This is a genomic window from Mycobacterium lentiflavum, assembly GCF_022374895.2.
GTDB lineage: Bacteria > Actinomycetota > Actinomycetes > Mycobacteriales > Mycobacteriaceae > Mycobacterium > Mycobacterium lentiflavum.
Map to the genome: position 1 here is coordinate 3,703,265 of NZ_CP092423.2, position 26,584 is coordinate 3,729,848.

Annotated in this window: 21 protein-coding genes and 3 pseudogenes; 12 read left to right on the top strand and 12 right to left on the bottom strand. The window is 66.1% G+C overall.

The features are described 5' to 3' along the window. Positions 1 to 134: 134 nt before the first annotated feature. Both MJO58_RS17365 and MJO58_RS17370 read left to right on the top strand, forming a co-directional pair. Positions 135 to 3,218, top strand: a complete 3,084-nt coding sequence (locus tag MJO58_RS17365) for an MMPL/RND family transporter (RefSeq protein ID WP_408632638.1) — start codon at positions 135 to 137, stop codon at positions 3,216 to 3,218. A gap of 147 nt (positions 3,219 to 3,365) precedes the next feature. Further along, a pseudogene (locus MJO58_RS17370) lies at positions 3,366 to 4,448 on the top strand (IS256 family transposase); the annotation flags it as partial. Here the strand turns inward: MJO58_RS17370 and MJO58_RS17375 are convergent. Continuing rightward, positions 4,423 to 5,622, bottom strand: coding sequence for an IS110 family RNA-guided transposase (locus tag MJO58_RS17375; protein WP_082278410.1), 1,200 nt, complete (start codon positions 5,620 to 5,622; stop codon positions 4,423 to 4,425). The pseudogene MJO58_RS17370 and the gene MJO58_RS17375 sit on opposite strands and share 26 nt — an antisense overlap. A gap of 273 nt (positions 5,623 to 5,895) precedes the next feature. On the opposite strand from MJO58_RS17375, the pseudogene MJO58_RS17380 reads away from it, so the two are divergent. Continuing rightward, positions 5,896 to 6,123 (top strand): annotated as a pseudogene (locus MJO58_RS17380) (transposase); the annotation flags it as partial. A gap of 254 nt (positions 6,124 to 6,377) precedes the next feature. Continuing rightward, complete coding sequence (locus tag MJO58_RS17385) at positions 6,378 to 6,701, top strand: transposase (RefSeq protein WP_197746634.1); 324 nt, start codon at positions 6,378 to 6,380, stop codon at positions 6,699 to 6,701. Here the strand turns inward: MJO58_RS17385 and MJO58_RS17390 are convergent, their stop codons facing one another. The 5 genes from MJO58_RS17390 to MJO58_RS17410 all read right to left on the bottom strand — a co-directional run bounded on the left by MJO58_RS17390 (position 6,702) and on the right by MJO58_RS17410 (position 12,131). Continuing rightward, positions 6,702 to 7,691 (bottom strand): tyrosine-type recombinase/integrase, encoded by a 990-nt coding sequence (locus MJO58_RS17390; RefSeq protein WP_042909774.1) that lies wholly within the window; start codon positions 7,689 to 7,691, stop codon positions 6,702 to 6,704. After that, positions 7,688 to 8,467 carry a tyrosine-type recombinase/integrase gene (locus MJO58_RS17395; RefSeq protein ID WP_197746635.1) on the bottom strand — a complete coding sequence of 260 codons (780 nt, stop codon included), beginning with the start codon at positions 8,465 to 8,467 and terminating at the stop codon, positions 7,688 to 7,690. The genes MJO58_RS17390 and MJO58_RS17395 overlap by 4 nt, the downstream gene beginning before the upstream one ends. 107 nt (positions 8,468 to 8,574) lie before the next feature. Further along, positions 8,575 to 9,648, bottom strand: a complete 1,074-nt coding sequence (locus MJO58_RS17400; protein WP_033711099.1) for an IS110 family RNA-guided transposase — start codon at positions 9,646 to 9,648, stop codon at positions 8,575 to 8,577. A 561-nt stretch (positions 9,649 to 10,209) separates the two neighbouring features. After that, positions 10,210 to 10,932, bottom strand: a complete 723-nt coding sequence (locus tag MJO58_RS17405; protein ID WP_042791982.1) for a creatininase family protein — start codon at positions 10,930 to 10,932, stop codon at positions 10,210 to 10,212. Continuing rightward, positions 10,929 to 12,131: a hypothetical protein gene (locus MJO58_RS17410; RefSeq protein ID WP_096291189.1), complete on the bottom strand. Its 1,203-nt coding sequence runs from the start codon at positions 12,129 to 12,131 to the stop codon at positions 10,929 to 10,931. The genes MJO58_RS17405 and MJO58_RS17410 overlap by 4 nt, the downstream gene beginning before the upstream one ends. Positions 12,132 to 12,295: 164 nt before the next feature. Between MJO58_RS17410 and MJO58_RS17415 the strand changes: the two genes are divergently transcribed. The 4 genes from MJO58_RS17415 (at position 12,296) to MJO58_RS17430 (ending at position 15,937) form a co-directional block, all read left to right on the top strand. After that, positions 12,296 to 12,631, top strand: coding sequence for an SCO3933 family regulatory protein (locus MJO58_RS17415; protein ID WP_024637274.1), 336 nt, complete (start codon positions 12,296 to 12,298; stop codon positions 12,629 to 12,631). Positions 12,632 to 12,732: 101 nt separating this feature from the next. Then, positions 12,733 to 14,133: an FtsK/SpoIIIE domain-containing protein gene (locus MJO58_RS17420; RefSeq protein ID WP_042909775.1), complete on the top strand. Its 1,401-nt coding sequence runs from the start codon at positions 12,733 to 12,735 to the stop codon at positions 14,131 to 14,133. An 80-nt stretch (positions 14,134 to 14,213) separates the two neighbouring features. Next, positions 14,214 to 15,764 (top strand): replication initiator, encoded by a 1,551-nt coding sequence (locus MJO58_RS17425; protein WP_232069101.1) that lies wholly within the window; start codon positions 14,214 to 14,216, stop codon positions 15,762 to 15,764. Next, the gene (locus MJO58_RS17430) at positions 15,761 to 15,937 is read left to right on the top strand and encodes a hypothetical protein (RefSeq protein WP_163645069.1); all 177 of its coding nucleotides are present in this window, start codon (positions 15,761 to 15,763) and stop codon (positions 15,935 to 15,937) included. The genes MJO58_RS17425 and MJO58_RS17430 overlap by 4 nt, the downstream gene beginning before the upstream one ends. 217 nt (positions 15,938 to 16,154) lie before the next feature. Here the strand turns inward: MJO58_RS17430 and MJO58_RS17435 are convergent, their stop codons facing one another. The 6 genes and pseudogenes from MJO58_RS17435 to MJO58_RS17460 form a co-directional block, all read right to left on the bottom strand. Then, complete coding sequence (locus tag MJO58_RS17435; RefSeq protein ID WP_024637089.1) at positions 16,155 to 17,594, bottom strand: recombinase family protein; 1,440 nt, start codon at positions 17,592 to 17,594, stop codon at positions 16,155 to 16,157. Positions 17,595 to 17,615: 21 nt separating this feature from the next. Beyond that, a pseudogene (locus MJO58_RS17440) lies at positions 17,616 to 18,620 on the bottom strand (HNH endonuclease signature motif containing protein); the annotation flags it as partial. Positions 18,621 to 18,718: 98 nt separating this feature from the next. Beyond that, positions 18,719 to 19,363: a TIGR03085 family metal-binding protein gene (locus MJO58_RS17445; RefSeq protein WP_239720149.1), complete on the bottom strand. Its 645-nt coding sequence runs from the start codon at positions 19,361 to 19,363 to the stop codon at positions 18,719 to 18,721. 9 nt (positions 19,364 to 19,372) lie between these two features. Beyond that, the gene (locus MJO58_RS17450) at positions 19,373 to 20,074 is read right to left on the bottom strand and encodes a mycothiol-dependent nitroreductase Rv2466c family protein (RefSeq protein WP_239720151.1); all 702 of its coding nucleotides are present in this window, start codon (positions 20,072 to 20,074) and stop codon (positions 19,373 to 19,375) included. A gap of 9 nt (positions 20,075 to 20,083) precedes the next feature. Continuing rightward, positions 20,084 to 20,563 (bottom strand): hypothetical protein, encoded by a 480-nt coding sequence (locus MJO58_RS17455; RefSeq protein WP_139043288.1) that lies wholly within the window; start codon positions 20,561 to 20,563, stop codon positions 20,084 to 20,086. Positions 20,564 to 20,602: 39 nt separating this feature from the next. Further along, on the bottom strand, positions 20,603 to 21,037 hold the full coding sequence (locus tag MJO58_RS17460; protein WP_090609241.1) for a protease inhibitor I42 family protein: 435 nt from the start codon (positions 21,035 to 21,037) through the stop codon (positions 20,603 to 20,605). Positions 21,038 to 21,106: 69 nt separating this feature from the next. Here MJO58_RS17460 and MJO58_RS17465 point away from each other — a divergent pair, with 69 nt between their 5' ends. The 4 genes from MJO58_RS17465 (at position 21,107) to MJO58_RS17480 (ending at position 26,573) form a co-directional block, all read left to right on the top strand. Further along, positions 21,107 to 22,561: a MauE/DoxX family redox-associated membrane protein gene (locus MJO58_RS17465; RefSeq protein ID WP_239720153.1), complete on the top strand. Its 1,455-nt coding sequence runs from the start codon at positions 21,107 to 21,109 to the stop codon at positions 22,559 to 22,561. A 50-nt stretch (positions 22,562 to 22,611) separates the two neighbouring features. Beyond that, entirely contained in the window at positions 22,612 to 23,682 is a 1,071-nt protein-coding gene (locus MJO58_RS17470) for a DUF5685 family protein (protein ID WP_239720155.1), read from the top strand. Between the two features lie 91 nt (positions 23,683 to 23,773). Continuing rightward, positions 23,774 to 25,360: a Na+/H+ antiporter gene (locus MJO58_RS17475; RefSeq protein ID WP_090603619.1), complete on the top strand. Its 1,587-nt coding sequence runs from the start codon at positions 23,774 to 23,776 to the stop codon at positions 25,358 to 25,360. Positions 25,361 to 25,394: 34 nt separating this feature from the next. Then, positions 25,395 to 26,573, top strand: a complete 1,179-nt coding sequence (locus MJO58_RS17480) for an AAA family ATPase (RefSeq protein WP_239720156.1) — start codon at positions 25,395 to 25,397, stop codon at positions 26,571 to 26,573. The last annotated feature ends 11 nt before the right edge of the window (positions 26,574 to 26,584 follow it).

Genomic DNA, 26,584 nt, shown 5'->3' on the forward strand with positions numbered 1-26,584 from the left:
CGATCCCGACGTGCCAGCCGCGCGATGGCCGATCGGTGAGATGAAGCGACACCTGAATCGCCGCGCGACCCCCCGCTGTGGTACTGATAGTAGCGTAGCGAGACTACTAGTCTCGCTTTCGGCTGGAGGTGTATGTGACCGTCGGTTCCACAGAAAGTGCGACTGCACTCCTTTCCCGACCCGCCCCACCGGCCGGTTTCGTGGGATCACGCGAATACAGCCTGCGGTTGGCGAGCCTGGCTGGATTCGCCGTCAGGCACAAGGCGCTGGTGATCGGATCCTGGGTGCTGGTCGCCGTGCTGCTGGCCGTGCTGTTTCCCCAGCTGGAGACGGTGGTGCGCAAGCAGTCGGTGAACCTTCTCCCGCGAGATGTTCCGTCGTTGCAAACAGTGGACCGGATGAGCGCGGCCTTCGGTGAACAGGGTTCCAAGACGGTGGTGTTCGTCGCGATGGAAGACCCCGCCGGGTTGACTGCCTCGGCGCGGCAGCGCTACGACCAGCTGCTGGCGCGGCTGCGCGCCGACACCGGCCATGTCTTGCTGGTGAAAGACTTGCTGGCCGATCCGGTCACCGCGTCCCAGGCAGTCAGCCGCGACGGCAAGGCGTGGTACCTGCCGGTGGGTGTGGCCGGCACGTTGGGCGATCCCACCGCGGCCGCATCGGTGCAGGCGGTGCGCGCCCTCGTCGCAGAGGTGTTCGCCGGCTCGTCGACCACCGCGTACGTGACGGGCCCGCCGACGACGTTCAGTGACATGATCGCCTCTGCCGAACACGATCTACTGCTGATCTCGATCGCAACGGCCGGGCTGATCGCGTTGATCCTGCTGATCGTCTACCGGTCGGTGTTCACCGCGCTGCTGCCGCTGTTGGTGATCGGGACAAGCCTGGCCGTGGGGCGCGGTGTACTGTCCGCGCTCGGCGAAATCGGCATGCCTGTCTCCCAGTTCACTGTGGCGTTTATGACCGCGATCCTGCTCGGCGCGGGCACCGACTACACGGTGTTTTTGATCAGCCGATACCACGAGCAGCGCCGCGCCCAGGTTCCCGCCGATCAAGCCGTCATCCACGCCACCGCCAGCATCGGCCGGGTGATCCTGGCCTCGGCGGCCACCGTGGCGTTCGCCTTCTTGACCATGGTGTTCGCCCGCCTGAGCGTGTTCGCCGCCCTCGGTCCGGCCTGCGCGGTCGCCGTGCTGGTCGGGTTCGCAGCCACCATCACGCTGCTGCCACCGGTGCTGTCACTGGCCGCTAAAAGAGGCATCGGCGAACCCAAATCTGACCGCACCCGGCGCTACTGGAACAGCGTCGCAGTCGCGGTGGTCCGCCGGCCGGTACCGCTGTTGATCACCAGCCTGGTCATCCTGCTGGCCCTGACCGCGGTCGCGGCGACCATGAAGATCAGCTACGACGACCGCAAAGGCCAGCCGGCCGGCACCGCCAGCAACCAGGGCTACCGCCTGCTGGACCGCCACTTCCGCAAAGACAGCATCGTCACCGAATTCCTGGTCGTGGAAAACCCGACCGACATGCGCACCGCAAAGGGGCTGGCCGACCTCGACGAAATGGCCTCCCGCATCGCGCAAATCCCCGGCGTCACCAAAGTATCCGGAGTCACCCGCCCCACCGGAACCCGCCTCGAACAAGCCCAACTCTCATGGCAAAACGCTCAGATCGGCGACAAGATGGCCCGCGCCGTCGCCGACGGCAACACCCGAAAAGACGACCTCACCAAACTCACCAACGGCGCCAGCCAACTCGCGGAGGGCCTGGCCCAACTCGACACCACCCTGCGCACCGCCCTGACTCCGCTAACCGGAATACTCACCCAGGCCCAGTCTGCCGCCACCCAGGCCCAGCAGTTGCGGCCTTTGCTGCAACAGCTTTCGGCCACCGCCCCCGCCGTCGATCAAGCCATCCAATCCGGCCCCGGGCTGCGCCCGTTGGCCGACCAAGCTCAAAACGCCATCGCCGTCCTCGACCCCCTCGCCGGCGCCCTCAACAGCTCCCCGTGGTGTGCCACCACACCGCAGTGCACCCAGATCCGTGACCAAGTCCAGATTCTGGTGAGCCTGCGTGACAATGGGTTCTTCACCGAGGTCGCCGACCTCGGCGACCGCTACAACCCCGCCACCAACGCCACCGTCACCGGCACCCTCACCAACGTCCAGTCCGCCGTCGGCGCACTGGACAAAGCCTTCGGAACCCTCGGGGACCCCGCCGACCTTGCCGGCAACATACGGCGCCTTTCAGACGGCGTCGGCCAGCTTGCCTCGGGCGCCCAAGCACTGGCGACCGGCGTGCACACCCTGGCCGACAGCAACATCGACATGCTCTACGGGATGAGCCAGATCGCCATCCAGCTGCAAAACTCTGCCCGGGCCAGCGCCCGCTCGGATTCCTCCAGCGGCTTCTACCTACCTGGCAACGTCTTCGAAAACCGCCAATTCGCCGACGTGGCAAAGCAATTTGTCTCCCCAGACGGTAAAACCGCGCGCTTTGCCATCGAATCCAATTTCGACCCCTACAGCGCCGAAGCAATCCACCTCGCCCACCAGATCACCGACATCGCCAACGCCGCCCGGCCCAACACCGCGTTAGCCCACGCCACCATGTCAGTGGCCGGATTCCCCGCCGTCAACTCCGACATCCAACGCCTGCTGCGCGCCGACTTCGCCCAACTGGCCATCGCTACCCTGCTCATCGTCGGGCTCATCCTGGTACTGCTGCTGCGCGCTGTGCTGGCCCCGCTCTACCTGCTGGGCACCGTGGTGCTCAACTACCTCGCCGCACTGGGCATCGGCGTGCTTCTATTCCAATGGGAGCTGGGCTATCCCATCGCCTGGCCGGTGCCCCTGGTGGCGTTCATCATCCTGGTCGCGGTCGGCGCCGACTACAACATGCTTCTCGTGTCGCGGCTGCGTGAAGAATCAGGACGCAATATCCGCGTCGGCGTACTACGTACCGTTGCCAACACCGGCTCGGTCATCACCTCAGCGGGACTCATCTTCGCCGCCAGCATGTTTGGCCTGATGGTCGGCTCGGTGGCCATCATGGTCCAAGCCGGATTCATCATCGGCTGCGGACTGCTGCTCGACACTTTCCTCGTGCGCACCCTCACCGTCCCCGCCATCGCCACACTCCTACGCCAAGCCAGCTGGTGGCCCAACACACCGCCCTCGACCACACCCCCGCACCCGCCCGGCCACCGCCCGCGGTGAACTGCATCGCCGCGCCGGGCCCGTCGGGTAACGCCCCCGCCAACAACATCGGCATCTGCCACAGCCGCAAACGGGGGACTGTCCGAACAACGGTGGATCTGATCTTGGTCTGACACGCCGAGCGGTGCTTGGCGGGAAGGACTGACGATGTCAGAAACACTCGATCCTGTGGCGATGGAACTGGATCAACGGCAGCTGGCTGAGCAGCTGCTGGCGCAGGCGAAGGAACAAGGAGTCGAATTGGTCGGCCCCAACGGGCTGCTCAATCAGTTGACCAAGAACGTGCTTGAGACCGCGCTGGACGCGGAGATGGCCGAGCACCTGGGTTATGACAAGCATGACCCAGCGGGCCGTGGCAGCGGCAATTCCCGAAACGGCACCCGGGCCAAGACGGTGCTCACCGAGATCGGGCCCGTCGAGATCGAGGTGCCCCGTGACACCAACAGCAGCTTCGACCCGCAGATCGTCAAGAAACGACAGCGTCGCCTGACCGGTATTGATGAGATCGTATTGTCGTTGACGGCAAAAGGATTGACGACCGGCGAGGTCGCGGCACACTTCGCCGACGTCTACGGCGCCACCGTCAGCAAAGACACCATCAGCCGGATCACCGACAAGGTGGTCGGCGAGATGGCCGAATGGTGCAACCGGCCGCTGGAAGCGGTATATCCAGTGGTCTTCATCGACGCCATCTTCGTCAAGATCCGCGACGGGCAGGTCACCAACCGGCCCATCTACGTGGCCGTGGGGGTCACCTGCGCAGGCGAGCGCGACATCCTCGGGCTGTGGGCCGGCGAGGGCAGCGAAGGCGCCAAGTTCTGGCTGTCGGTGCTCACCGAGATCAAGAACCGCGGCACCGGCGATGTGTGCATCGTGGTCTGTGACGGATTGAAAGGATTGCCCGAGGCAGTCAACACCGTCTGGGACCGAGCGATCATCCAAACGTGCGTCATTCATCTGTTGCGCAACACCTTTCGCTACGCGTCCCGCAAGTACTGGGATCAGATCGCCCGCGACATTCGGCCGGTCTATACCGCGGCGACCGAGGCCGCGGCCAAGGAACGCTTCGTCGAATTCACCGCGAAATGGGGTCCCCAGTACCCGGCGATCATCCGGCTCTGGGAGAACGCCTGGAGCGAGTTCGTGCCCTTCCTGGACTACGACGTCGAGATACGTCGGGTCATCTGCTCCACGGATGAAATCGTCAAGGTGAGCGGTGATTGGTGGCGGGTTTGCGGGGTTGCCAGTGGGCGACGAGGACTTCGTAGGCACGTTCGGCCTGTTCGACGACCGCGTTCTCTTCGTCGCGGCGGTGCTTGCTGTTATAGGCCGCGCCGGGCTGGCGGTAGTTGCCGCGGCGTGACGGCGCCCCGGCGGCCAGTTCGAGCTTTCGGCGCTTGTGGGTGACCAGCCCTGGTCGAGCGAAGGCGTAGTCCTGGTCCTTGGTCACCAAATGCCATGCGAGCACCGTCATCTTGCGGGCGGTGGCCACGATCGCGGTCTGAAATCCGCGTCGGGATTTGATGCGCTGATAGAACGCACGCAAGGGCCCTGGTGCGCGACTGGCCGACCAGGCCGCCTCCACCAGCACACCACGCACATGGGCGCGGCCGGCTTTGCTGATCCGACCGTGCACCGGCGCGGAATTCCCGGACTGGCGCACCTTCGGGTTGAGCCCGATATAGGCCACTAACTTGTCGGGATCGTCGAACCGAGAGAAGTCGCCGACCGCGGCCACAATGGAGATGCCGGCGATCGCATCGACACCAGGGATGGTCATCAACCGGGCCACCATCGGATCGGTGAGCGCTTCTTGGGCCAGCTCTCTATCGACCAAAGCGAGTTCATGGGCGTGAAAGTCCAACTGACGCAACAACGCCTGCACGCTGGCGCGTTCATCGGCAGGTAACGGCTGACGCGAGAGCCAGTGCCGACCGGTCTTGCCAAACAAATCCGACACCGGCGGCGTCGGTGCGAGGTTACGGGCCAGGATCGCGTGCACCTGATTCTTCAGCCGAGTCCGTTGACGCACCACGTGAGCACGACGCATCACCTGCCGGCGCAGACTGCGGGTCCGATCGTCGGGCAGCCACACCGGTGGCAGAAAATCCGCTGCCAGCAACTGCGCCAAGATCCGCGCATCGACCTTGTCGGTTTTCACCTTCGCCTCGGCGATCGCCCGCGTCTTCGACGGGTTCGACACCACCACACGGGCCACCAGCGGTGTGAGCAGAGTAGCGATCGCATCGCTGTTTCCGGTGGCCTCCAACGCCACCTCATCATCCGGGCGTAGTTCAGACGCCCACGCCCGCAATGCTTCTGGCGTCACTCCGATCTTGCCTTCGTCGCGGAGGATCCCGTCCTCGACCACCGCCAGCTGCGCGAACTCGCGGTGCACATCCATGCCGACATATCTGACCACCGCCTGGTTCTCCCTTCCGTGCTGATCACTTGGCCGGGGAACCGCTGGGACGGAACGACACCTACGGATACGCGCTCGCAGCGCAGCCGGACAAGTCGCAGGGGCGGCCAACTACTAACACGGGCTCGCAGCCCATCGAGCAAGAACGGCCTGCCCATACGTGTTCCCCGAAGGCCCCTGTTCCGGACGGTCGCACCGTATGCCTAGTACGTCTGACCAGGCAAGACAGAACCACGTGGGCCTCCACCCCATTTCATACCGGGTACCAACGCCGTGGAGTCGATCAACGCCCGCTACCGGCGCGCGATTCGCGCCCGCGGGCATTTCCCTACCGACCAAGCTGCCCTGAAATGCCTGTATCTCGTTACCCGATCACTAGATCCGACCGGGCGAGGTAGGGCACGATGGGCAATGAGGTGGAAGCCCGCACTCAACGCGTTCGCAATCACCTTCAACGGCCGGATCACCCCGACCGGCAACTAACAAATGCCAAGGTCGGATCCACCGTTAATCAGACAGCCCCGCAAACGGTCGGAGGGGTGCCTGCGGCCACGAAGGACGAGTCGAAAGCCGCCTGTGAAGCTCAGTTTTAGTCGTTGAGCCGGTAGACGGCGTGGGCGATGTAGGTGGTTTTGACGGCGCCGCCGGGGGTTGTTTCGATTTTCATGAGTGCGTGGATGCGGACGCGGTCGCCGACGGCCAGGCCCCGGGAGTTCCGTGAGGGGGCTGTTCGGATCGTGCGGGAGACGGGTAAGTCGATCGCCGCGGTGGCGCGGGACCTTGGGGTCCATGAGGGCACTCTGGGCAATTGGGTTGCCCGGGACCGTGAGGCCCGCGAGGGCCGCGGGGAGTTGACCCGCGACGACGTTGAGGAGCTCAAACGCCTGCGCAGCGAGAACGCTGAGCTGCGGATGGAGCGTGATGTCCTCAAGCGATCAGTGGTCCTGTGGGTGTTATCCCGACATCGGGATAACACCCACTATGCCGAGCACCGGATTATGCCGAGGACGCCGCTGAATCGTCTGCGCGGTAAGGGATCTGTGTCCATGCACTCGGCATAATCAAAGCGCCTCGAGGAACGCGAGCAGGGTGTCGGGGGGTCGGTATCGGCCCGGGGTCGCATGGACGGGGGTGGTGCGAGCGAGGGCGCGTTCTTTCAGGCGGAGATCTGCGTGCAGATAGATCTGGACCGTGTCTGTTTTCTCGTGGCCGAGCCAGAGCGCGATCACTGATGTGTCCACGCCTGCGCGCAATAGGGTCATGGCCGTCGAGTGGCGCAGGACGTGCGGGGTGATCGTTTTGGCATCGATGGAGGGGCAGCGCTGCCGCGCCGTGATCGCGTGGTTGGTGACGAGCAGCGCGACCGCGTCACGACTGAGCGGTCGACCGCGGCTGGTCGGGAACAACGGATCCTCGGGTCGGCCTCGTCGTTCGGCCAGCCAGCCCCGCAGCACCGCGACCGTCTCGGCAGTGAGCGGCGTGCAGCGCTGTTTACGTCCCTTGCCGACACAGCGCACGTGGGCCCCCGCTCCGAGATGGACGTCTCCGCAGCACAGCCCGGTCAACTCGGAGACCCGCAGCCCGGTCTGGACCGCGACCAGCAGCAGCGCGTGGTCGCGACGGCCTATCCACCGGCTGGTGTCCGGAGCGGCGAGTAGCGCGTCGATTTCCTGGTCGTTGAGGAAGGACACGACAGCACGGTTGCAGCGTTTGGGTGGGATGGCCAGCACCCGAGCGATGAGCGCGGCGTGCTCGGGGTGTTGCAGTGCGGCGAATCGGAATAGCGAGTGGATCGCGGCCAGGCGGGTGTTGCGGCTGCGCACGCTGTTGGCGCGCTGGTATTCGAGGTGGTCGAGGAACGCGCCGATCAGCGGGGCGTCGAGGTCCTCGATCTGCATTCGGGCCGGCGGTGTGCCGGTGCGCTCCGCGACGAAACCGAGCAGCAGCCGCAGTGTGTCGCGGTAGGAGGCGACGGTGTGTGGGCTGGCGTTCTTCTGCCGGGCGAGGCGTTCGGTGAAGAAGGCCTGCAGGGTCGGGGCGAGCGCGGTCATGAGGTCGCTCCGGCGTGGCGCTGCATCCGGTCGGCGGCGAGGGCGAGCAGTTCTGGCGCGGCCGAGAGGTACCAGTAGGTGTGCCGTGGGTCGGTGTGGCCGAGGTAGGTAGACAGCAGCGGCAGCCGTGCCTGCACGTCGGCATCATCGCGATACCAGTCGAGCAAAGTGTTTACCGCGAAGGTGTGCCGGGCGTCGTGAATGCGCGGGCGACATGCCGGGCAGTGTTGCCCGATCCCGTTCTCGCGCAACAGCGTTCGGAACGTCTGTGACACCGTGGTGGCCGCCAGTCGGGCACCGGTGGTGGACACCAACAACGCGCCCGTGCGCGGATGCGGACACAGCCGGTCCCGGCGCGCTGCGTAGGCGGTGAGCGCGGCCGTGGTGGAGGGGTGCAACGGCAGTTGTCGGGGCTTGTGGAATTTCGCCTCACGTATCGTCAACACGCCGGTGGCCGGGTCGAAATCGCCGCGGTCCAGACTCAGCGCCTCCCCGCGCCGCAGCCCCGTGGCGAACACCAGCCCGATGAATGTCTGCATCGTCGCGGCGGCCAGCGGTGAGCGCAGCCGCCCGGCCCCGGCCATCAAGGCGGCGACATCGGCGTCGGAATACAGATACGGCGTGGCGCGCCTGGTGCGGGTCGGCAGCACATCGACCGGCGGCACCTCGACGGCCGGATCGAAGGCCTGCACCCAGCGGGCGAAACAGCGCACCACGCTCAGCCGTTGCGCGTGCCAGGTTGAGGAGCTACCCGGCGGCATTGTGGCCCACTGCACCGCCAGCTCTGTCGTGATCGTGTCGGTATCGGCCGCATCGGCGAAGTCGACGAACTGCTCGAGCAGCAGCCCCGCGCCGGCGAGCTTGATAGCAGATGCTCCTATATTCAGGCAACGATTTTTGTTGCCTTTCTTGACGGCTGAATGGCGTGGAAGATTTCGCGGGCGAGGTAGCGCTTGAGACAGCGCATGACCTCGTTTTTGGTTTTGCCTTCGGCGAGGCGGCGCGCCATGTAGTCACGGGTGGGTTGGTGGCGGCGCAGCCGCACGACCAGGATGACATGCAGCGCCCGGTTGGCATCACGGTTGCCGCCGCGGTTGAGTCGGTGTCGGACGGTTTTGCCGCTGGAGGCCTGCAGCGGGCTGACTCCGCAGAGTTTAGCGAAGGCGCCATCGCCGTTGATCCGATCGTGGTTGTCGCCGATCGCTGCCAGCAGCGTGGCGGCGGTGTCGGGGCCAACACCGTAGACGGCGCGCAACTGCGGTGCGGCGGTGGCGGTGATGGTGTCGATGTGGTGTTTGAGCCGGGCGGCTTCGACGTCGAGTTGCTCGCAGCGCGCCGCCAGTGATTTGATCGCCATCGTGATGGCATCGGTTGGACTGCTTGGCGTTTCGGACTCAGACAACTGTTTGCAGGCCTGGATGAGACGCTTTTTGTAGAGGCCGGCCAGCTGTTCACGCAGCGCTGCGGGAGCGGTGACCAAAAGGTCCTGCAGGGCGGTGTAGGCCTTGGCGCGGGCGCGCACCGCACTGGTACGGGCCACCCGCAGCACCCGCACCATTTCGGCAGCACCGTCGGCGGACTTGGGGTCGCCGAGGGCTTCGCCGGCCAACACGATCGCGGCGGCTCCGGCCGCATCAGCATCGTCGGATTTGCCGTAGCGTGCCCGGCGCTGCCGTTTGGGGCGGCCGACCTCGGTGACCGGGATGCCCTCGGCGCGCAGATACCGGGCCAGGCCCGCGCCGTAGTGGCCGGGGCCTTCGATACCGACGATGACAAGCTGGCCCAGCCCGTGAGCCCAGGACACGAATTGGCGGTACCCGGCGGTGCTGGCTGCCATGCGGTGGCTGCCCAGCGGACGGCCCAGCTGATCGGCGGCGTGGGCGACGTGGAACTGCTTGTGCGTGTCGACACCGACGGTGACCTGTGGTTGGGTGGATGCGGCGATGGTGGATTGCATTGCGGCCTTCCTGTGACCGGGATTTCCTGGATGGGGTGAAAGGGCGAAGCCGTCGGGCGGGGACGATACTGCTACGGGATGCTTGGTCGCGCTCCTATCAGGTCATTCCGTCCGGCGGTTCCGCGCCGAACCAGGCACGGTCGACGGATCTGACGATTGCAGGCACGCCACACTGCTCGCGGCCGGTAAAGAAATGAGTCAGACCGCACCGGTTCGGACGCGGACCCTACCGACGCCCCGCTTCGCGAGGCCGCGGAAACGCCGGTAGTTCTTTAATAGCAGTAAAGAAAGTCCTCACGTGCGAGGTCAGGGCATGTGTCCCACGGTGGCCGGCGGTCTGGCCCGGCTCTGGTCGCCGCGCGAGAGGCGCAAACGCCGTTGGCCTGGCGGTGGCAGGCGCGAACACGGCCGGTGTTCTCACTGAGTGGTGGGCGCTGGTCTGGTGCTCGGCGGCGGACGCAGGGCGCAGTGGAGCGACCGGCGCGGACGGGAGCGCCAGCGGACGGAAGCGAAGGGAGCGCAGCGAAGCCCGGAAGGTAGCCGCCGAGCTGTCGCTTGTGCTCAACGTGTGGTGAGGAGTTCGATCAGGGTGTCGGCGTTGCGGCCGAGGTGGTCGAGGGCACTGCTGCCCTTGGCGGCGGTGGCCTGGGATGGTGAGCCGATGACGCCGGTGGGCGTGTAGGCGTGGATGCCGAGGCTGGTGAGGTAGCGGCGGTCGTTGGCTGTGTGGTCGCTGGTCTGCCAGCCGTCGCGCAGGTAGTCGGGATGGGTGGCGAGCAGGATGGAGGTCTCTAGTTCGCCGGCGTGCATGTCGTCGTGGTTGCTGCTGTGGATTCCTGCGGCGGTGCGGGCTTCGGTCCAGTCTTCGCGGCTGGGGTAGAGCCCAACCTTGACGGGGTTGTTGGGGTGGTTGGCTTGTTGGACGACGTTGGTGAGTACGGCGTTGCCGCCGTGGCCGTTGACGACGATCAGCCCGGCGATGTTCTGCTGTGCCAGCGATTCGATGATGTCAGCGACGATCGCGGCCAAGGTGGTGGCGCTGATGCTGATGGTGCCGGGGTAGGCGGCGTGTTCGTGGGAGCAGCTGAACGCGACCGGTGGTAGCTGAAATACGTTGTGGTGCTGATTGATTGCGGATGCGATGGCAGTGGCGATGAGGGTGTCGGTGCCCAGCGGAAGGTAGGGGCCGTGTTGTTCGAATGAGCCGACCGGCAGCACCGCGACCGTGTGGGTGGCCGCGGGGTCGGTGGTGGTGGTGGTGTCGGGGATGATTCGACGGCTCACGGGGTGACTCCTTGGGTGGCGTTTTTGATGCGGCCGGCGAGCTGTTGCAGGATCGGGTCTTTGTTTCGCCGTCGACGGTCTCGCACGATTGTGCCTGCCCTGGCCAGATGAATCCTGGCTCGCTGCGAGGGCGCGGCCAGGTAGCCCGGGATCGCTGCGGCGGTCAGTGCCAGTGCTTGCTGGTATTCGCCGGTGGCGATGTAGGCGTGCAGGAGTCGCATATCGGCCACGGTCTGATCGCGGTGCTGCTGTGATGTCCAGGCGTGATGGTGCCCGGCGAGCAGGGTTAGGGCTTTATCCGGGTCACCGATGCGCAGGTAGCCGGAGGCGATCTCGCTGGCGACGTAGGCGCCGTGGGCATAGATCGCATGATCATGCGGGTGGGGTTGCAGGTCACCGAGTTCGAGGGCTGCGGCGGCGTAGCGATGAAATCCCCGCTCATTGTGATTGGCCAGCTCGGCAAGGGCCTGTTGGCGGGCGATGCTGGCGGCCAGGCGACCCACGTCGTGGCCGTCGATGAGGTCGGCGGCATCGGTGGCCAAGGCGGTGGCCAGGTCGGGGTTGGTGCGGGTGAGAATGTTGGATTGGCGCATCAAGATTATGGCGTTGAATGGCGGGCCGGCCGTACGTAGGTGCAGGGCTGCGGTGTGGGTGAGCTTCTCCGCGGCGGCGTGATCTCCGAGGTCTTGGGCGATCCACCCGGCAACTTCGGCGATAGCCCCAGCGGCGCGCCGCATCTCTGCCTTGACCTGCGAGGGTGCGTGGGCAATCAGGGATTCGATGGTGACCAGATCGGATTCCACCAGGGGGCGGGCGTGTTGGGGGCCGAAGGTGTGCTCAGCTTGGATGTGGGCATGTTGCTGGGCCTCGATGACGGCGAGTACGTCACGGTCGACGGGTAGTTGTATCAGCAGCGGGTGCGGCAGCTCGGTGGCGATCGGCACGCTGAACATTTCGTCGGGTTCGACGCCGAACACCGCGGCCAGGTCTTCACGCCACAGCGGGCCGAGCATTCCGGTCCGCTCGATCTGGGCGATTTTTTGCCGCAGGGATTCCCGCGCGGGCAGGTCGGGGTCGCCGCGTAGCTTGCGCACGTTTTCGACCTCGATCGCCAACTCACGCAAGCTGTAGCCGTAGCGTTTGCGGGCTTGGCTGAGCCGCTGCGCATTGAGTGCCCGGATCGGGTCGACTGCGGCCATGGCTTCGATCATGCCGCATACATCAGCGCAGGTCAGCTACGTGTGCGCGTGTGCGGTCATCACCAGTATCACTGCCTGTCACTTCCGGGCGCATCCGGGATGGCGCTGTCCTTGAGTCGCGGCCGAACAGACCGCGCCAACACCGCAAGGAAGGACAGCAATCCATGAAGTTACGTATCGACACCACCGGGGTGACGTTCCTCTGTACTCGGATTCCCGAGCAGCGCACGAATTTCGACACCGGTGCACCGCGCGTGGACAAGGCCACCGGGCAGGCGTTGTGGCAGGTGCAGCTGATCGCCCTGGACGCCACCGGCGGTGAAGTGCTGGCGGTCACCGTGGTCGGGGAACCGAAAGTCGTTGTCGGCCAGCCGGTGTCTGTGACGGGTCTGGTGGCGTTGCCGTGGTCGCAAGACGGCCGCTCGGGCATCGCGTACCGCGCCGAAGCCATCACCGCCACCGACCTCGCCACCGTCAAGACGGGCCAGCAGGCCCGGTAACCGCAGGCCGGCCCGGCAGCCCCGCGACAGCGTGCGCCTATGGGCTGCCGGGCCGACGCTCCCGCCCCTTCTTTCCCCGTCGTAAGTGAAGGCAGACCGTCATGTCGAATAGTCCAAACCGTAAGAACCACAACAACAATCCATCACCCGATGATGACTGGATCGGCGAGCTGATCGTCGGACTACTCAAAGCCGCCGGGTATCTGCTGTGGTGGGCAATCCTGTTTCCCTCCCTGAGCATTCCCACCGTCGTCGCCATCTGGGTCGGTTTCAGTCACGGCGCCCGAGCCGGCGTTTTGACCGCCGTTGTGGAGGCCGTGGCATACCTCGGCTGGTGGGTGTGCCAGCCGGCCTCATTCACCCGGTGGGTCAGCGCTCCGCTGCGGCAGCGTTTCTGGGCGTGGTGGCGTTATCACCGCAACTGGGAATCGGTCTGCGCCCTGCACGGCCTGACCGCCAAACTGGGTGAACGCACGTTGGTGCCTGCCCTGCAATCGGTGCGGATCGGCCATCACGCCGACGTGCTGATCGTCAAGGTGGTGACCGGCCAGTCGATTGCCGACTGGCAGAAACGCGCCCTCGCACTGGCGGCGACCTGGGACGCGCAGCGGTTGACGATCCGCGCCACCACGCCGGGCCAGCTGCGGATCATCATCGGCCGCGGGGATGTGCTCGGCCAGCCGATCGCGGTGCCCATGCCAACCCCGGGTTCGGCGGTCGATCTGGGCGCGGTGCGGGTCGGGGTCACCGAATCGCGGCGCTGGTGGCACCTACCGGTGTTGGGCCAGCACATCCTGGCCGCCGGTGCCACCGGAGCCGGCAAAGGCTCGGTGTTGTGGTCGCTGATCGCCGGGCTGGCACCCCACGTTAAAACGGGGCGGGTGCGGTTGTGGGTGATCGACCCCAAAGGCGGCATGGAACTCGGTGCTGGCGCGCCGCTGTTCGCCCGGTTCTGCTACCACACCGGTCAGCCCACCGTGGAACTGCTGCGCGAGCTGGTGAAGCTGATGCAGACCCGCGCCACCCGGCTGCGCGGGCACACCCGCCTGCACACCCCCGCCCTCGCTGAGCCGTTGATCGTGCTGATCATTGATGAGATCGCCGCGCTGACCGCCTATGTCACCGACCGCAAACTCCGCGCCGAGACAGAACAACTCCTCGGCCTGCTGTTATCCCAAGGGCGTGCGGTCGGGATATCGGTGGTAGCCGCGGTGCAAGACCCGGCCAAAGACACCCTGCCGGTACGGCAGTTGTTCACCGTGCGGATCGGGCTGCGGATGACCGAGGCTACCCAAACCGCCATGGTCTTGGGCCAAGGAGCCCGCGATGCCGGCGCCGAATGCGACCTGATCGCTGATACCACCCCCGGCATCGGGTACGTGATGATCGATGGCACCGCCGACCCGATACGGGTCCGGGCCTTTCACGTCACCGATCGCGATATCACCTTGTTGGCCCGCACCTTTCGGGCACCGCGTTCAGGCGAACAGGGAAATCGGTGAAGACCGTAACGACGCAGAGCCCGGTGATCGTGCTGCCGGGCCTGCCGGCCACCATCGATGCCGATGCGGTGGTCACCCAGATGTGCCGGCGCGCCTCCTCACCCGGTTTCGGGTCGTGGTGGCGGCGAGTGGAATCGGTCGGTTACTGCGCCCACCCGATCCAGCTGCTCGGTGTCGACACCGCCGGGCGTCAGCACACGGTGTGGACGCGCTGCAACAACCGCCGTCACGCGGTGTGCCCGTCATGCTCAGACCTCTACGCCCGCGACACCTGGCAACTCGTGCACGCCGGAGCCGCCGGCGGCCACCACGACATACCCGTCGAGGTCGCCAACCGTCCGCAAGTGTTCACCACCTTGACCGCCCCCAGCTACGGGGCCGTGCACAACGCCACCGGAACTCCGTGTCACGCCATACCCAACAGGTCGGCGGGCCGCTGCCGGCACGGAAACTGCCTGCGCTGCACCATAATCCACAGTGTCGATGACCCTCTGGTGGGCCAACCATTGTGCGCGGACTGCTACGACTATCTGGGACATATCTTGTTCACCTGGCATCTGCCCGAGCTGTGGCGGCGGTTCACCATCGCACTACGGCGCGCCGTGGCGACGCACCTGAAAACAGTTGGCGTCAAGCCCGGCTCGGTGCGGGTCAGCTTCGTCAAAGTCGTTGAATTGCAAGCCCGCGCCATACCCCACATCCATGCCCTGATCCGCCTCGACCCGCCACCCGCCACCAACGACACCACGAAATCAGGTGACCACGATCGTCACGGCCCCGCCGCCCCGCGGGGTGGCAGGTTGTCTCGTCCGGTAGCCGAGCAGCATCCCGGCTGGTCGTCAGCGATCACCGCCGCCGAGCTGGCCGCCTTGATCCAACACGCTGCCAGTCGCGTCAGTATCGACGTGCCCGCCGGCGACGACGATTACGCCAACCCGGGCGGGGTGCGCACGGTGCGGTTCGGCACCCAAATTGATACCCAACCATTGACACCCGAACCAATAACCGCAAGCGATTCCGAAGTCGACGACACCGCAGTCGCTTCGGCCTCGCGGTTGTCGCCGCGCAGGGTTGCGGCATATCTGGCGAAATACGTCACCAAATCCCTGCACGACTTCGGCATCACCGCGCGCCGGCTGTCCGCAGAAGCGATCGGCGAACTCGACGTTACTGAACATGTGCGGGCCATCCTGTCCACCATCGCCGGACTCGCCGAACACCCAGCGTCCGCGGGTCCGTCGTTGGCGGGGATTGGGCGCTGGCTGCACACCCTGGGCTACCGCGGCCACATCACTACCAAATCGCGGCGCTATTCGACCACCATGGGTGCCCTGCGCGCCGCCCGCGCCACCTGGACCCGTAACCAGATAGCCAAACATTCAGGGCGACAGGACGATACGCAATCCGCCCATTTCGCTGACGACGTGACGGCGAGCACCGGCAGGCAGCAGCAACCGATCGACACCGATGAGATGCTGTGGGAGTTCGACCGCGCCGGACACGCCAGCGCCGGTGACCGCGTCCTGGTCATCTCCGCAGCCCTGCGCCACATCAGCGCCCGCATCACCGGTATCACCGAATCCCGGACTGTCTCCACCCGCATCTCGCCGCCACCACGCGGGGCAGGGTGATGGCCACGACGCCCGCGGGCGGCGCCGCCAACAACCACGATGCCGGCGCGGTCCCGCTGCACGAGCGCCCGGAGTTCATAGCCTGGCTGACCGCCTCATGTGAACGCCAAGCCCTATCCGTCACCGTCACCGACCCCACCACCCTGGCTGCCATCGCAACCCTCCTGCGCTGAGCACGCAAAGGCACCGTACCGTCACCGGCCAACCGGATAGACGACGAAAGTTATTTCAACACAACCCTTCCCGGCGATAAGAGCATTCCTGGTGTCTGGGCTGGTGGGCCGTCCAGGCTCGAAGCTGGCTTCGACCGCGTGCGGCTTTGGCCTTGACGGCCCACCAGCCCAGACACACACTCGGCACTCGCCAGGGAGCATCCGCGACGCCGAAAACCTAGATGCGCCAATGGGGTTGCACGCGGTTAATGTCGAGACTGCGGGAACCGGGGGTGCCCGGTGCGATCACCGCGTGATCCAGGATCGATTTGACGATGCTCCGCTGGCGTTCCACGTCGAGGTCCGGCCATTGGCCGCGCAACGCCCCGCCGGTGCCCGCCAACTCATAAACCTCACTGGTATCGGTGGCCTCAGCGATGTCACGCCTGGCCTGCTGGATGCGGCTGGTGATCGGGTCGCGGGCCGCGATCCACTCCCGCGCGCTGATCGCGCCGTCGGCATACAAACCGGCCAGCTCATCGAGGCGCGTTTGATCGGCCTCCACGGCCGCCGCCAACGCAGCCACATCATGATTAGGGCTGGCTTTGCCGGCCAACACCTTCGCCAGATCCCGAGAATCCAGGCGGGTCAACACCGCATCAGTCAACAAAGCCTCAACCGGTTCGGCGACCACCGTCAGCCGACCACAGCCGCCATGATCGGGTCCTTTCAGACAAACATAGCGGCGCACCCGATGATCGGGATTACTGTGCCGGGCTTGCGAATACAGCCGATTACCGCAACGCCCACACCGCAGCATCCCTGACAACACATATGTGCGCGCCGCCCGCGTCTTGGTCACCGACCGCGCCGCGATACGCGCCAAGATCCGGTCCCGCTCCGCCGGCGTAATGATCGCCGGCCATTTCGCAGGCCCGATCACCTCACCACGATGCTCCCGCAGCCCGGCGATACGGCCCGAGCACAGGATCTGGCGCACCGCCGAGGTCTGCCACGACTTGGCCACCGCCGGGGAAACGCCGGAGTCGTTGAGCCACACCGTCAACGACAACAACGACTGGCCCGCCAAGTAGCGGTCCACCATCTCACGCACCACCGCCGCCTCCGACGTCCGCAGCGTGATCTTGTCGTCCTCGTAGCCGAACGGGCGCACCGAGCCGTGCGGTAGTCCCTGTTCGGCGTTCTGCAACATCTTGCGGCGAATACGTGCGGACTTGCGCCCGGACTCCTTGGCGGCGAACGCGGCGAAAATCCGGGCCATGAACAACCCGTCATCGTTACCCAGGTCAATATCGGCGGTCACGGTAGCCACGTCTCGCACACCCACCGACTCACACAAAGCGACAAACTCTTCCAACTCCACCGGTCGGCGATGCAACCGGTCCAAGTTGTAGACGATCACCGCATCCCGCGCCCCTGATGCCAGATCGGCCAGCATCCGCGCATACTGCCGACGCGGCTTGCCCGAGAACGCCGACACATCGTTATCGACATACTCATCGCCAACCGGCCAACCGCGGTCAGCAGACAGCTTGCGGCAATCCTCCAACTGCCGCGCCACCCCCAACCCGGTGCCCTCCACATCAGCCGAGATACGCGCGTAAATCGCCGCCGACCGCACCCCAGCCCGCTGACCAGCGGATTTCATCTTCGCCATGGGGGTATATTAGCAGCATCTAACCTTGACCAACTCGGTGGGGCCGCCGTCTTCCCAGTGCCGGATGTGATGGGCGTGCAGACCACGCGTGGCGCCACAGCCAGGAACCGCGCACGTGGGATGGCGATACTCGAGCGCACGCCGAAGCCGCCGGTTGACCACCCGCGTCGATCGGCCGGCACCAATGACCTCGCCGTCACGTTCGAACCACACTTCACAGCTGGCATCACAGCTCAGGTAGCGGCGCTCGGCGTCGGACAGCAGCGGACCCAGATGCAGCGCCGCGGCGCGCTGCTCCACATCGACGTGCACCACCACGGTGGTGTGCTGCCCATGCGGGCGGCGGGCGGCCTCGGCGTCCCACCCCGTCTCGACCAGGCGCATCAACGCATCGGCGGTGCCCGGCACCGGCGGCCGCAGATCTGACGCGCCGTCACCCTTGCCGTGCGCAAGCTTCCACTCGGCGATCAGCGCCTCACGATGAGACGCCAAGGCGGCGTCGAACTTTGCGGCGTCGTGGTGTGGCAGTTTGATCCGCCAACACGTGAACTCCTCGTCGGAGGTTTTGGTAATCGAAGGTTGAGGTTGCGGCTGAGGCTCGGGTCGCGGTTCCAGCTTGACCGCGGTGCGCAACTGGCTGACCGTCGCCACCGCAGCCAGCGCCGCATAGTGCTCATCAGACCCCGCCCCGGCCCGCGCCGCGATCACCCCGACCTGATCGGCCGACAAACGCCCCTCCCGCATACCCTGAGCACAGCGCGGAAACTCCGCCAGCCGGCCCGCGATCGTGGCGATCGTGTGAGCATTTGCCGACGAGCAACCGAGCTTCCAGGCCACCAACGCCGCCACCGACCGCGCGCCCGTCACGCCACACAGCTCGTCGCGATCAATCTCGGCCACGATCTCCACGATGCGCCCATCAATCGCATTACGCTGACCCGTCAACTCCGCCAACTCCTCGAACAACACCTCCAGCCGCTCGCCAGAACCCACCACCACAGCGCCGGCGGATGCGGTCGAAGACATGACCTCATCATCGCAGCCACCACCGACAAATCCTGGCCGCTACATCCGCGCTTCTGAACTATTGCGCACACATCCCCGTCGGCTGCGCGCCTGATTCGTCACATACCAAAGTGCGTGCCATGCACGGCCGCAACGGCTTCCGGGGGGCCGCTGACCTCGACCTCCGCCGCGGCCTGGCGCCCGAATACGTAAAGCAGAAGCTCGCCCGGCGCACCGCTGAGCACAACCCTCGGCTCTCCTGCTACCGCCGTCACCCTCTCGCTGGTTCCGGCCCATCGCAACTCGAGCCCAACGCCCTGAAGACGTCTACTCAGATAGCGACCACCGCGGCGTACATTTCGCCACAACGCGGCATCCATTGCGGGCGTGAGGCTGCGAGCGCCTTGCCCATTCGCTCGGCGCAGGTCCTCGTGATGAACGAAGAATTCATTGAGATTCGCCATCGCGCGAACCCATCCGAGGCGGAAGAACCCGACGGGCGGTCCGGACCGAATTCGCGCGACGAGCCACGAGAAGTCCTCGCGGCGAGCCAATCTCGCTCTGCGCCGCTCGGCGAACCGGCCAAAAGGACCGGGTAACACGAGGCACGGCCCGGCAAGGAGGTCACGCTCCCGCAACACAAGATGCGCGGCGAGATCGCGGGCAGTCCAGCCTTCAAGAAGCGTCGGGACCGACGGGCCGAGCTCGTCGAACAGATCGCAGAGCTCTAGGCGCTCTTGCGTGTCCAGCCAAACATCGGCCATCGCGGTATTTCAACCCGAAGATCCACTGGTGAGCCGGTCGACGTCGATGACTTCACCGCGATTGATGCTGACCCAATCGCGACCGTCGAGGTACGGACGCAGACTCTTTCCGATCAGCTCGACGTCGGCGGCCGACTTGGGCCGTTGAAGCTCGTAGACATGCGGCAGCTCGGCCATCCCGGTCACGACATCCCACAGTTTCAGTGCCGCCGGGCCGGTGGGCGGATCCACTAATACCGGACCGAACAGGCACTGTTCGTCGATGAACAGCGTCGGGACACCGTAGCCACCGGCATCCACCACGCGCTGATGCTCGGCGCGAACCTCGTCGTGGGTGGTCGGGTCGTCAAGTGCCACATCGAGATTGACGTCGTCGACGCCGATGTCGTTCAACAACTTTCGCGCCACCGCGGGCTCGTGCGGCTTGCCGCCGAGGGTATGCAATTCGCGGCCGATCGCGGCGTACCACCGGTCCAGCAACGCCATGTCGGATCGGCGCAGCAGCGCGCCGATCCGCATCAGCGACCAGCCGTAGGACCAGTCGCGCTCCCAGGGATGCTTCTTGCCGTCGGCCCGATTGATCTCTTCCAGGCTGAAGAACCGCCAATTGACGGTGATGCCCAGTTGTTCACGCACGTCGCGGATCCACAGCGACGTCTGAAACGCGAAGGGGCACATCGGGTCGAAGTGGAAGTCCACGACGGTGTCCATCTGTTGACCCTACGACTCGGGGCGCACTCCCGCGGCGCGATACACGAATACCGGGTCAACCGGGAACCGCAGTGAGGTGGTCGGCACCCGATCCAGCACCTCGTCGGGCACGTGCCGCTTGTAATGCAGTTTCATCGAGCCGCTGAAGGCGCGATCCACACCGCGCAGGTCGATGTCGATCAGCAGACCCTTCTTGGTGATCGTCGCGGCAGCCGGACCCTTGTTGGTGTCCCACGGACAGTCGATGGACCGCAGATTGGCGTCCCCACGTGTCGGGAAAGTGGCGACGAGCCGCGCGGCACTGAAGGCGAACGCGCCCACATAGCGCGAGACACCCGAGGCCGAAAAGACGCCCGGGACATGCCCGCTGAAATGCCGCACGACGCCGACCCGGCTGGCCAGAAAGATAAGCCCCTCGGCCTCGAGCTCGTCGTGCAGCTCGGCGGGCAGATTGGTCAATTGCGACCACTTGCGAAGTAAGCCAAGCACAGCCAGACGGTAGCTGAGGCTGCGCTCGTCCGCAGTGTTTTACTGCACAGTCACGATCGCGGTGTACTGGCACACCGGCGCGTTGTTCTTGCCCACGAAGCTGGAGTAATAGGTGGAAATCGTCGTCGTCCCCGGCTTGAGCGCCGTGAACATCCAGACCTCGGTACCGGGCGCGCCCATCGCGTCGGTGCTCGGCTGCACGTACTGATGACTGGTTTGCTCGATGACCGAACCGTCGGCGATCTTCGTGTCAGCCTGCCACCGGAACGGAGTGCTGTAATTCGAGCCCAGCTGCAGTTTCAGCGTGTTGCCCACCGCCAACGTGACGTTCTGAGTGATGCTGTTCTGCTTCAGCACCTGATCCATCGGAACCACGAGGGCCTTGGCCGTCGGCGGGTTTCTGCTCTCGAAGTGGCAACCCACCAACATCGACGAGACGAGAATCGCGACGGTCACCAAAAGCCTGATCTTCACGAAAGTCATCGCCTCCATTATGGCGGGGCGCAGAATGTTCCCGTTCAGCGTCCCGGCCGAAGGATTGTGATGATCACCATGTTGGCAGCGCGACTTTCCCTCACCGCAATCTTTGCCGTAGCGGCGTTGGCGAAGCTGGCAGATCGCAGCGGCGCGCGACGAGCGGTCACCGCATTGGGCGTACCGCAGGCGGCTGCGGCCATCGTGGGGACCGCGCTGATCGCGACCGAGTTCGGCATCGCGACGCTCTTGATCGCCGGAACCCGAGCCGGCGCGGTCATGGCGTTCGCGATACTCGCGGGATTCGCGGCGGTGGTGCTGGTGAGTCTCGCGCGGGGCCGACGCCCGGAATGTCACTGCTTTGGACAGCTGTCCTCAGAACCGCTCGGCTGGCCGACGCTGGCCAGAAACGGGTGCTTCGCAGCGCTCGCGGCGTTCGTCGCATTGGACGGGCGATTCGGCTGGCCCTTAACCGCTTTCGGCGTCGTGATGCTCGCCCTATGGCTCGGCGCGGCGGTGCGGCGGCGCTGGACGGCACGCGCGGGTGCTGCCGACGGCCTGGCGCTGCCGGATCGAGCCGGCAACATCTGGACCCTGGACGCGCTACTGCAATCCCGTCGCCCGCTCGTGCTCGTCTTCAGCCAGCCCGGTTGCGGCGCATGCGATCTGTTGCTCCCCGAGGTGGCGCGATGGCAGGACGAACTGAGCGGGCACGTCAGTGTCGCCCTCGTCAACGGCGGCCCCGCGGGCCACCGCGTCCCGATCGAACTCGTCGACGAGTCGAGGGCCGCGTTTGCCGCTTTCGGCATCACCGCCACGCCCAGCGCGGTGCTGATCGACAAAGGCCGCAGGTCCGACATCGCGCGCGGTGCCCGAGCCATCCGGGATCTCGTCGACCGCGCCGTCCGGATCTCCGATCAGGCCGGGCTCAGCCGGCGGCGGTTGCTGCAGCGGGCCAGCGTCCTTCCCGTCGTCGCCGCCACCGCCGCCGCCTGCGATTCGGACACCAAGAGCGACGCCAAAGCCCTCCGGGTCGAAGACGTCTGGATGTGCGACCAAACCTTCGCGCTGTGCACCACCGCGCCGTGTGTGCCCTCGCCGACCGATCCGACCATCTCGGTGTGCGACTGCGTTGTCGTCAACGGCAACTCGATCGGATCCAAGAACTGCACCGACCGGGCTCAATCCGGTAACAAGATCCGCTCGGCCTTCTCGACGGTCAACATCAACGCGAACTTCGCCGTGCTGAGCTGCCCGTCCGGCGCGGCCTGGGCGAACTGCCTCGACGTGGAATGCGAGATCGATGCGGCCAACCCCGCCCGGGCCAAGTGCCAATGCGTGACGGTCAAAACGGGCCCGTCGATCACGTTCGGCGGCGGCTGCGACACCGCCACGTGCACCTCGACGACCTGGTCGGCCGCGACCCCCGAGATGTATCAGGCGGGCATGCGGCAGCTCCGGACCGCGATGGATCGGGTGGGTAAGCCGGTCACCTTCCCCAAGCCCTGCCCCGCGCCAAAGTAAGGCCGGCGTTTTCTGGCGCGCGTTTGCTGTGGGTCGGGTAGCTTCTGTGCATGTTCGGCATCATCCGGCCCTGCCGTCATCGACTCGGCAGTGAGCTCGCAGCGGCCTGGACCGCCCAATTGTGCGGACTGTGTCTGACACTGCGCGACGACTATGGGCAGTCCGCGCGGATCGCCACCAATTACGACGGCCTCGTGGTGTCGCTGCTGGTCGAGGCGCAGTCCCCGGAGCAGCCCACCCGCCGCAAGGCCGGGCCGTGCCCCGGGCGTGGTATGCGGCGGGCCGACGTGGCCACCGGCGACTGCGCACGACTGGCCGCCGTCGTGTCGCTGGCACTGGCCGCGGCGCGGGTCCGCGATCACGTCGACGATCACGACGGCATGGTCGGTGCCGCCGGGGTGCGACCGGCCGCGCGCCGCATCGCCGAGCGCTGGGTGCGCCAGGGCACCGACACCGGTCACACCCTGGGATTCGACACGGCCGTGCTGGTCGCGGCGATGGACCGCCAGGCCGAGCTCGAGGCGGCGGCCGGACCGGGCAGCTCGCTGCTGCTGGTGACCGAGCCCACCGAAACCGCGGTCGCCGAAGCGTTCGCCCACACCGCGGTGCTGGCCGGTCGCCCGGACAACGAGGCACCGCTGCGCGAGATCGGTCAGCTGTTCGGGCGGGTCGCGCACCTGCTCGACGCGGTCGAGGATTACGACGACGACCTCGCCCGTGGTAAGTGGAACCCGTTGGCCGCCACTGAAACTCCGATGGAGCAGGCCCGCGTCCTGTGCGACGACGCGGCGCTCGGCATCGAATTGGCCTTGGCCGAAGTCGAGTTCACCGACGGCCGCCTGGCGCAGCGGTTGCTGACCCGCGAGGTACGACGGGCGATCACGCGCACCTTCAGCCGGTCCGGTCATCCGACCTGCGGCACCCCGCACGGCCAGCAGGAAGGCATCAACTTCGGCAACCAGCCCGCCGGTGCCGGCTATCCGACCGGCGAGAACCCCGAGGGCGAGACGCCTAATCCCGGCAACAAGCGCAAGGGCGGGCGCGGTGACGGCACCTGCATCTGCTGCTGCGATGGCTGCGAGTGCTGCTGCGACTGTGGAGACTGCTGCGACTGCTCGTAAGGCAGCACGTCGAACCCGTTGCGCCATGACGTGTTTGTGACGTGTTTCGGCCCAGGTAACTAGACGCCGTCTAGTACGGCAGGATGGGCACGTGTTTGGGCTCGAAGTCATCGTTGCGCTCGTGTCGGCCGTCATCGTCGGAACGGTGCTGGGCCGCCGCTATCGGGTGGGCCCGCCGGTGTTGCTCATTTTTCTCGGCACGCTGCTGGGTCTGATCCCGGCCTTCGCGCATATTCACATCAACGGCGAGATCGTCCTGCTGCTGTTCTTGCCGGCGATCCTGTACTGGGAGGGCCTGGGCACCAGCATCCGGGAGCTGCGTGCGAACGCCCGGATCATCATTTTGTTAAGCGTCTTGCTGGTGATCGTGACCGCGGTCGGCGTGTCCTGGACGGCACGGGCCCTCGGCATGGAATCCCACGCGGCCGCGGTCCTGGGCGCCGTGCTCTCACCCACCGACGCCGCCGCCGTCGCGGGGCTGGCGAAAAAGTTGCCCCGCCGCACGCTCACCGTGCTGCGCGGCGAAAGCCTCATCAACGACGGAACGGCGCTGGTGCTGTTCTTTGTGACCGTCCACGTCGCGATCGGTGGCGCCGAGATCACCCCGCCCGACCTGGTCCTCCGCTTCGTCGTCTCCTACCTCGGCGGTATCGCGGCCGGGCTGCTGGTCGGCGGGTTGGTGACCCTGGCGCGCAAACGAATCGACGCGCCGCAAGAAGAAGGAGCCATGAGCCTGCTGACGCCGTTCGCGGCGTTCTTACTGGCCCAAGCGCTGGACTGCAGCGGCGTGGTCGCGGTCCTGGTATCCGCCCTGGTGCTCGCCTACTCAGGGCCGGTGGTGATCCGGGCCCGCTCCCGGCTGTTGTCCTACGGATTCTGGGACATGGCGACATTCCTGATCAACGGTTCGCTGTGGGTGTTCGTCGGGGTGCAGATCCCCGGCGCGGTGCGCGGCATCAACGGCGTCGACGGCGGAATCCGCCATGCACTGTTCATCGCGCTCGCCGTCACCGCTGTCGTGATCCTGTCCCGCATCTTCTGGGGCGAACTCACCACGCTGTTACTGCGACTGATCGACCGCCGGCAGGCACAACGGGAACGCCGTGTGCCGTTCCGCCAGCGCTTCGTCACCGCCTGGGCCGGATTCCGCGGCGCCGTGTCGCTTGCGGCTGCGCTCGCCGTCCCGACGGCCACGCTGAGCGGCGCGCCGTTCCCCGACCGCAGCCTGCTGATCTTCATCGTGGTCGTTGTCATCCTCACGACCGTCTTGGTCCAAGGCATCACGTTGCCCGCGATCGTTCGCTGGGCGCGCATGCCCGACGATGTCGAGTACGCCAACGAGCTGCAGCTGGCCCGCTGTCGCGGGACCCAAGCTGCCCTCGAGGCATTACCCGTGGTGGCCGCCGAGCTCGGAGCCAGCCCAAAGCTGTTGGCCCGCTTGCAAAAGGAATACGAAGAGCACGCCGCGCTGATCGCGGAGAACGGCGACGATTCGACCAACACCTTGACGGAGCGCAACGAGCTGGTTCGACGGGTGCGCCTTGGCGTGCTCGAGCACAAGCGCCGGGCCATCACCACGCTGCGCAATCAACGGGTCATCGACGACATCGTGCTGCGCGAATTGCAGTCCGAGATGGATCTCGAAGAGGTGCAACTGCTCGACACCGCCGACAGCTGACAACGCGTCAGAGGGTGACCGTACAGTCGGCGGCATGTTGCAGACGGTCGCGATCCGCGGGTATCGCTCGCTGCGCGAGGTCATCCTGCCGCTGGGGCGGCTGTCGCTCATTACCGGTGCCAACGGCGTCGGAAAGTCGTCGGTCTACCGCGCGCTGCGGCTGTTGGCGGACTGCGGTCGGGGCGAGGTCATCGGCTCACTGGCCCGCGAGGGTGGGTTGCAATCGGTGCTGTGGGCCGGGCCCGAGCAACTCAAGGGCGCGCGACGCTCCCAGAAGACCCAAGGCACCGTCCGCACCCGGCCCGTCTCGCTCGAAATGGGCTTCGCCGCAGATGATTTCGGCTACCTCGTAGATCTGGGCCTCCCCCAGTCGGCGGGCAAGTCCGTCTTTGCCCGCGATCCCGAGATCAAGCGGGAGATAATATTCGCCGGGCCGGTGCTGCGGCCCAGCGCGACGCTGGTAAGCCGATCCCGGGCTTTCGCCGAGGCCGTCAACGCCGACAACGGTTTCGACGAGCTGAGCCGATCGCTGCCCCTATACCGCAGCGTGCTTGCCGAGTACGCCAACCCGCACGCGCTTCCCGAACTCGCGGCGGTGCGGGAGCGACTGCGCGGGTGGCGGTTCTACGACGGGTTCCGCGTCGACGGCGGAGCATCCGCCCGGCATCCGCAGGTGGGCACTCGTACCCCGGTGCTGACTGACGACGGCAGCGACTTGGCCGCGGCGATTCAAACCATCCTCGAATCGGGATCCGACGAGTTAAGTCGGGTAATCGCAGACGCTTTCGACGGCGCCACGATCTCGGTCGCGATTCACGACGGGTTGTTCGACCTTCAGCTGCGCCAGCGCGGCATGCTGCGTCCGCTGCGCGCGGCCGAATTGTCCGATGGCACACTGCGATTCCTGCTGTGGACGGCCGCGCTGTTGAGCCCGGAAGTGCCGTCGCTGATGGTGCTCAACGAGCCGGAGACCTCGCTGCACCCCGACTTGGTACGACCGCTTGCCACGCTGATCCGCGCCGCGGCCGAGCAGGCTCAGGTTGTGGTCGTGACGCACTCGCGGTCGTTGCTGAAGTTTCTGGACGCGGTGCCGGTCGCCCAGAGCGATGGCAGCGAAGCCGTCGAGATCGAGCTCTACAAGGACTGGGGCGAAACCCGGATCACCGGCCAGAACCTGCTCAGCACACCGCGCTGGGACTGGGGAAAACGCTGAACTCACAGCCA